7 protein-coding genes are annotated in these 7169 nt (G+C 67.9%); 6 read left to right on the plus strand and 1 reads right to left on the minus strand.

What is annotated here, in order from left to right; genetic code table 11:
- Positions 1-780: PAS-domain containing protein (locus tag RMO97_RS09870; protein WP_310540713.1), on the minus strand; the 780-nt coding region annotated here is incomplete at its 3' end.
- 191 nt (positions 781-971) lie between these two features.
- Between RMO97_RS09870 and RMO97_RS09875 the strand changes: the two genes are divergently transcribed.
- The 6 genes from RMO97_RS09875 to rpoD form a co-directional block, all read left to right on the plus strand.
- Positions 972-1682, plus strand: a complete 711-nt coding sequence (locus RMO97_RS09875; protein WP_310540714.1) for an HAD family hydrolase — start codon at positions 972-974, stop codon at positions 1680-1682.
- 59 nt (positions 1683-1741) lie between these two features.
- Positions 1742-2125 carry a hypothetical protein gene (locus tag RMO97_RS09880; RefSeq protein WP_310540715.1) on the plus strand — a complete coding sequence of 128 codons (384 nt, stop codon included), beginning with the start codon at positions 1742-1744 and terminating at the stop codon, positions 2123-2125.
- Entirely contained in the window at positions 2126-2674 is a 549-nt protein-coding gene (locus RMO97_RS09885) for a hypothetical protein (RefSeq protein ID WP_310540717.1), read from the plus strand. It abuts the gene before it with no gap.
- Positions 2674-3528 (plus strand): RNA polymerase sigma factor SigJ, encoded by an 855-nt coding sequence (sigJ, locus tag RMO97_RS09890; protein ID WP_310540719.1) that lies wholly within the window; start codon positions 2674-2676, stop codon positions 3526-3528. The genes RMO97_RS09885 and sigJ overlap by 1 nt, the downstream gene beginning before the upstream one ends.
- Before the next feature lie 41 nt (positions 3529-3569).
- Positions 3570-5447: a DNA primase gene (gene dnaG, locus RMO97_RS09895; RefSeq protein WP_310540721.1), complete on the plus strand. Its 1878-nt coding sequence runs from the start codon at positions 3570-3572 to the stop codon at positions 5445-5447.
- Positions 5448-5549: 102 nt separating this feature from the next.
- Positions 5550-7169 (plus strand): RNA polymerase sigma factor RpoD (rpoD, locus tag RMO97_RS09900; protein ID WP_310540723.1); only part of this gene is annotated, 1620 nt, incomplete at its 3' end.

Here is a 7169-nt window from a genome sequence, read left to right on the forward strand (position 1 = left end):
CAGCACGCGGAGAGGCGGCGCATCGGAGGGCGCGACGGCGCCTGGCGGGGCGGCGTCGGCGGCGCGCGCCCGGTCGCCATAGTCGAGGAGCCCGTTGACCAGGCCGTCCAGGTCCTGGGCCGAGGTCATCATCTCGGCCAGAAGCCCCCGCTGGTCGTCGGTAAGGTCAGTGGCCGACAGGGCCCTGCCCAGGCCGAGCACGCCGTTCAGCGGCGTGCGCAGTTCGTGGCTCATATCGGCCACAAACTCGGTCTTGGCGCGGCTGGCGGCCTCGGCCCGGTGCAGGGCGTCCTCCAGGGCCGCGGCCTGCCGCTTCATGGCGGTGATATCGACCCGCAGGCCGATGACCCCGCCGTCCGAGGTCCGCCGCTCCTCGATCATCAGCCAGCGACCATCGGCCAGCCTCTGCTCGTGCCGTTCGCCCGACGGGTAGGTGAGCTTGTCGAGGCGGGCGGCGAGCCACTCTTCCTCGCGGCCGACGGCGTCGGGATAATCGCCGCGCGCCACGCCGGTCTTCAGGGTGTCCGACAGCTTCGCGCCGGCCCGGAACAGATCGGCGGAGCGGTGGTACATCTCCGCATAGCGCTTGTTCCAGAGGATGTAGCGGCCTTCGGCGTCCAGGAAGACGACGCCCTCGGGCAACAGGTCGATGGCTTCGCGCAAGCGGTCCCGCGCGGTGGCGGCGTCAGCCTCGGCGGCGGCCACCGCATGGTGGCCAAGCCTGCGGCTCAGGCCGCGAAGCCGCCGTCCGATCCAGCCGGAAATTCCAGCCACTGCCATGAAAACGCCCCGGGGGAGGAATCGATAAATGAACAGCGATCAGGTCAGCGGAAATTGGTTGCGAAAGTGCGACCTTCGCCATCCCTGGTCGCAGCAGCCCGGAGGCGCCCGCCGGATAGGCAGACAACTGCGAGCGGCGCCTGAAACCTGACCGCCTTTCACTCCCGCGCCCAGGTGAGGTATCAGGCGCCATGTCAATCACCACCCCCGCCGTCACCACCGTCGGCCTCGATGCCGATGATACGCTTTGGCACAACGAGACCCTGTTTCGCCTGACCCACGACCGGTTCAGCGCCCTGCTGGCGGGTGTGGCCGATCCGGAGCTGATCGAGCAGCGGCTGGCCGAGGTGGAGCGGCGTAACCTGCGGCTCTACGGCTATGGGGTGAAGGGCTTCACCCTCTCGATGATCGAGACCGCCATGGAGCTCTGCGAGGGCGAGGCGCCGTCCTCGGTGATCCGCGAAATCCTGGCCGCCGGCCGCGAGATGTTGAACGAGCCGGTGGAGCCCCTGCCGGGCGTCGAGCGCTGCCTGGCCGAGCTGTCGGAGCGTTACCGCCTGGTGCTGATCACCAAGGGCGACCTGCTGCATCAGGAGCAGAAGCTGGCCGCCTCCGGCCTGGGCGACCTGTTCGCCGCCGTGGAGATCGTCAGCGAGAAAGACGCCGGCACCTATGCCCGTGTCTTCGCCCGCCACGGCACCGGCGCGGCCGAGGCGGTCATGTGCGGTAACTCCATGCGCTCAGACATCCTGCCGGCCCTGGAGGCGGGCGCCTACGCCGCCCACGTGCCCTATCCCCTGACCTGGGCGCATGAGCTGGCCGACGCGCCCACCGGCGATGACCGCTTCGTCGAGCTGGCCTCCATCGAGGACCTTCCGGCCTGGATCGCGAAAATCGCCTGAGGTGATGTCACAGCCGATCGGTCTCGCCCGTCCTTGGGGTGTTGATCGGGAGGGTTTCGATGACACGCATCATCGCCGGGTGTCTGGCCGTGGTTCTGGGCGCCAACGCGCTCTTCATGCTGGGGTCGCCGCTCGCCTGGTATGACGCCGTGCCGGGCGTGCCCAGCACCGGCGCCTTCAATCCGCACTTCGTCCGCGACATCGGGGCGGCCTATCTGGTGACGGCGATGGGCCTGGCCTGGTTCGCCTGGCGGCCCGTCCAGGGCTGGCCGGCCCTGGTCGCCGGCGCGGCCTTCCTGACCCTGCACAGCGCCGTCCACCTGTTCGACGCCAGCTGCTCGGCCAGCCCCCTGGCCGATCTGATCCGCGACTTCCCCGGGGTGTTCCTGCCGACCCTGGCGGCCGCCGGGATCGCCATCATCCGCAAGCCTGAGGAGACTTGAATGCTTCGCGCCCTGCTGAAGAGCCAGATCGACAAGATGGAACGCACCTGGGGCTATGACGCCGCCTACATGCGGTTCGTCCTGCGCGCCTCGCCCATCAGCTTCCTGAAGTTCGGTCTCGTCAGCCAGATGGTGGACCGCAAGGCCGCGCCGCCCGAGGCCCTGGCCGCCGCCGGCATTGTGGGGACCCTGTCGGAGGACTGTGGCCCCTGCACCCAGATCTCCGTGGACATGGCCGCCGCCGGAGGCGTCAAGCCCGCCATCCTGCGCGCCATATTGGCGGGCGACGAAGCGGCCATGGGCGAGACCGCCGCCCTGGCCTGGCGCTTCGCCAAGGCAAGTCTCGTCCGCGACATGGAAGCCGCCGATCCGCTGCGAGACGAGATCCTACAGCGCTGGGGCGAGGCAGGGCTCGTGGCCATCGGGCTCGCCCTGACGACGGCGCGGATGTATCCCACCCTGAAGTACGCCCTCGGCTACGGCCGCGCCTGCTCCCGCGTCACGGTAGCGGGCGAGGCCACGCCGGTTTTGCATCTCCTGGCGGCCTGATGACGGACACCGAAGCCTTCGAAGCCCAGCGCCCCCGGCTCACCCGCCTGGCCTACCGCATGCTGGGCTCGGTGGCGGAGGCGCAGGACGCCGTCCAGGACGCCTGGCTCCGCTGGCGGCGGGCTGGGGATGAGGTCGCTGACCCCGCCGCCTGGCTGGTGCGCACCACCACCCGCCTCTGCATCGACCGCCTGCGGGCGGCCAAGAGCCAGCGCGACGCCTATCGCGGCCCCTGGCTGCCCGAACCGCTGATCGAGGACCTGACGATCGACCCGGTGGAGCGGGCGGAGGATGTGTCGGTGGCCTTCCTCCTGGCCCTGGAACGATTGTCGCCCCTGGAGCGCGCGGTCTTCCTGCTGCACGACGTCTTCGAGGAGGACTACGCGGAGGTCGCCGAGACGCTGGGCAAGACCGAGCCCGCGGTCCGTCAGCTCGCCGCCCGCGCCAGGGCGCATGTCAAGGAAGCCCGGCCCCGCTTCACCGTCAGCCAGGAGGACGCCGCCAAACTGGCGGCCGCTTTCATGATGGCCGCGGCCCAGGGCGACATGACCGCCCTGTCGGCGATGCTGGCGCAGGACGCGGTCATGGTCACCGACGGCGGCGGCAAGCGGAAGGCGGCTTTACGCCCCCTGATCGGCCGCGAGGATATCGTGCGCCTGATGGAAGGCCTGGCCTGGCGCGGCGGCGACGGTCAGCCGCTCAGCTTCCTGTCGGTGCGGATCAACGGCTATCCCGGCCTGATCATGGTCCGCGAGGACGGCCCGATGACCGTCGCCTTCCAGCCAGGGGAGGGCGGTAAGCTGGCGGGCATCTACATGGTCCGCAATCCCGACAAGCTGGGGCACGTCGGCTGAGACAGACTGTCGGTTTGGTCGCCGGCCTCGTATGATGGCGCGTGCGCTTCGACGAACGCTTCCTCGACGAGATCAAGTCCCGCCTTCGCCCGTCCGATGTCATCGGCAAGACGGTGAAGCTGCGGAAGCAGGGGCGTGAGTATGTCGGCCTGTCGCCCTTCACCAAGGAGAAGACGCCCTCCTTCTACGTGAACGACGACAAGGGGCAGTTCTTCGACTTCTCGTCCGGCAAGACCGGCGACCTGATCAGTTTCCTGCAGGAGACCGAGCGGCTGACCTTTGTGGAGGCCGTCGAGCGGCTGGCCGCCGAGGCGGGCGTGCCGCTGCCCGCCGTCGATCCGCGCGCCGCTGAGCAGGAAAAGGTCCGCCAGAGCTTGTCGGACTGGCTGGAGCTGGCGACCCAATGGTTCGAGGCCGAGCTTCGCCGGCCGGTGGGCAAGGCGGCGCGCGACTACCTGGAGCGCCGGGGGCTGCCCGAGAGCGAATGGGCCCGCTTCCGTCTGGGCTTTTCCCCCGGCGGCCGCACGGCCCTGAAGGATTACCTGATCGCCAAGGGCGCTCATCCGGGCGAACTGGTGGAAACCGGCATGCTGATCGCGCCCGAGGATGGCGGTGCGCCCTATGACCGTTTCCGCGACCGCATCATCTTTCCCATCACCGAAGCGCGGGGCCGGGTGGTCTCCTTCGGCGGCCGGGCGATGGATCCGCAGGCCCGCGCCAAGTACCTGAACGGGCCGGAGACCTCGCTTTTCCACAAGGGGAACGTGCTCTACGGCCTCGCCGAGAGCCGCAAGATCCTTGCCGCCGCGCCCTCGGGCGAGACCCCGACCCTGGCGGTGGTGGAAGGCTATATGGACGCCATCGCCTGCCAGCGCGCGGGCGTCGCCGCCGTGGCGCCCATGGGCACGGCCCTGACCGAAGAGCAGATGGAACTGCTGTGGCGCCACCACGCCGAGCCCACGCTTTGCTTCGATGGCGACCGAGCGGGCGTCCAGGCGGTCAGCCGGGCCATCGACCGGGCCCTGCCGATCCTCAAGCCCGGTAAGAGCTTCCAGTTCGCGGTGGTGCAGGGCGGCAAGGACCCGGATGAGGTGCTGCGCGAACAGGGGCCCGCCGCCCTGCGCGGGCAACTGGCGGACACCATTCCCTTCGTCGACGCTCTGTTCGCCCGCGAGCGCGACCTGGAGAACCTGGACACGCCGGAGCGCAAGGCCGGCTTCAAGGGGCGTCTGCGGCAGATCGCGGCCGCCATCGCCGACAAGGACCTGCAGCAGGCCTATCGGGAGGAACTGCTGCGGCGGTTCGACGCGGCCTTCGGACGCCAGCCGCAGCCGGCGTTCCAGCCGCAGCAGGCCAGGCGACCCTATACGCGCGGCAAGTTCTGGAAGCCCGAGGACGAAATGTTACGTCCGCAATCGGCCCTGGCCGAGACGCGAACCATGGTGGCGCAAAGCTCTCGGCTGGATCCGATCCTCGCGGCCCTCGCCCAATACGCCATCAATGATCCAGCGATTCTGGACGACCATCTGGAGGAGGCCTTCACGGCCCAGGGGTTCGGCGATCCGGTCCTTTCGCAATTGGCGAAGGAAATCATCCGCCTGCGTCTGGACGCCGAACATCTTGACTCCGCCACCCTGACACGCCATCTCGCATCCTGCGGGTTTAACGCGCTACTGACAGACATCGACCGGGCCGCATCGCAAGCGGGCGCGCCCTTCATGAAATCGGATGTCTCCCTCGAAGCCGCTAGATCCCAGTGGTCGCAGGCCTTCGCCCGCCTTTCCAGGCTGGCGGCGCTCGACGAGGCTATCGGATCCGCCAAGGGCAACCTTCGCGGTCGTCCCGATATGGAGGTCCTCGAGCGCCTGAAGGGTGAACGCGACGCACTGAAACGCGCGATCAGAGAATGGAACGATTAGGGCGGATGACGGGTCGTATTCAGGTGCGATCCAGTTTTGACCGCCATTCACCATCTTCGGCCCGACCCTTGCAGGGGGTTTGTGGCTGAATCGGAGACCTAGATGAGCACGACCACGGCTGAAGCTGAACCGACTGAAACCACTGGCGGCGACGGGCCCCTGCTCGACCTGACCGATGCCGGCGTCAAGAAGTTCATCAAGCAGGCCAAGGCCCGCGGCTACGTCACCATGGACGAGCTGAACAAGGTGCTGCCAAGCGAGGAAGTCACCTCCGAGGCCATCGAAGACACGCTCGCCATGCTGTCGGAGATGGGCGTCAACGTGGTCGAGGCCGAGGAAGACGCCGAGGGCGGCGAGGTCGCGGTCCGCGAGGAGACCGCGGTCGTCGAGACCCCCAAGGAAGCCGCCTACGACCGCACCGATGACCCCGTGCGCATGTATCTGCGCGAGATGGGCTCGGTGGAGCTGCTGTCGCGCGAGGGCGAAATCGCCATCGCCAAGCGGATCGAAGCCGGCCGCGACACCATGATCCGCGGCCTGTGCGAAAGCGCGCTCACCTTTGAAGCCATCATGGTCTGGCGCGAGGAGCTGGGCACCGGTCGCATCCTGCTGCGCGAGGTCATCGACCTCGACCTGACCTATAACGGCATCAACGCCGCCGCCGCCGCCGAGGCCCTGGCCAACGCCCCCCCTGAAGAAGAAGAGGCCGAGGAGGCCGAGGCTGAGGTCACCGCCGACGGCGAGGCCGTGGCCAAGGGCGAGAGCGACGACGACGACGACTTCGACGATGGCGCCGGTCCCACGATCAGCGCCATGGAAGGCGAACTGCGCGAAGGGGTCATGGCGACCCTGGACGCCATCGCCTCGGAATTCGACGCCTTCCGCGCCCTGCAGGAAAAACTTGTCGGCAAGCGTCTGAAGGGCGAGGACCTCTCCGACGCCGACCGCAAGGCCTATGAGACCGCCAGCCTGGCGATCGTTCTGCACCTGAAGACCCTGAAGCTGAACAACAACCGCATCGAGGCGCTGGTCGAGCAGCTCTACGCGATCAACAAGCGTCTGATGGGTCTGGAAGGCCGCCTGCTGCGCCTGGCCGACAGCTACGGCATCAGCCGCAACGAGTTCCTGAAGGCCTATTTCGGCTCCGAGCTGAACCCCGCCTGGGGCGATCAGGTCAAGCCGCTGGGCGTGCGCTGGACCAAGTTCGTCGAGAACGACGCCAGCCAGATCGGCGACATCCGTCATGAGATCGCCGCGCTGGCCACCGAGACCGGCGTGCCGATCGACGACTATCGCCGCATCGTCCAGACCGTGCAGAAGGGCGAGCGGGAGGCCCGTCAGGCCAAGAAGGAAATGGTCGAGGCCAACCTGCGCCTGGTGATCTCCATCGCCAAGAAATACACCAACCGCGGCCTGCAATTCCTGGATCTCATTCAGGAAGGCAATATCGGCCTGATGAAGGCGGTCGATAAGTTCGAGTACCGCCGGGGCTACAAGTTCTCCACCTACGCCACCTGGTGGATCCGTCAGGCGATCACCCGCTCCATCGCCGACCAGGCCCGGACGATCCGCATCCCTGTGCACATGATCGAGACGATCAACAAGATCGTCCGCACCAGCCGCCAGATGCTGCACGAGATCGGCCGCGAGCCGACGCCGGAGGAACTGGCCGAGAAACTGGCCATGCCGCTGGAAAAAGTCCGCAAGGTCCTGAAGATCGCC

Source organism: Phenylobacterium sp. (assembly GCF_031425575.1).
Lineage (GTDB): Bacteria > Pseudomonadota > Alphaproteobacteria > Caulobacterales > Caulobacteraceae > Phenylobacterium.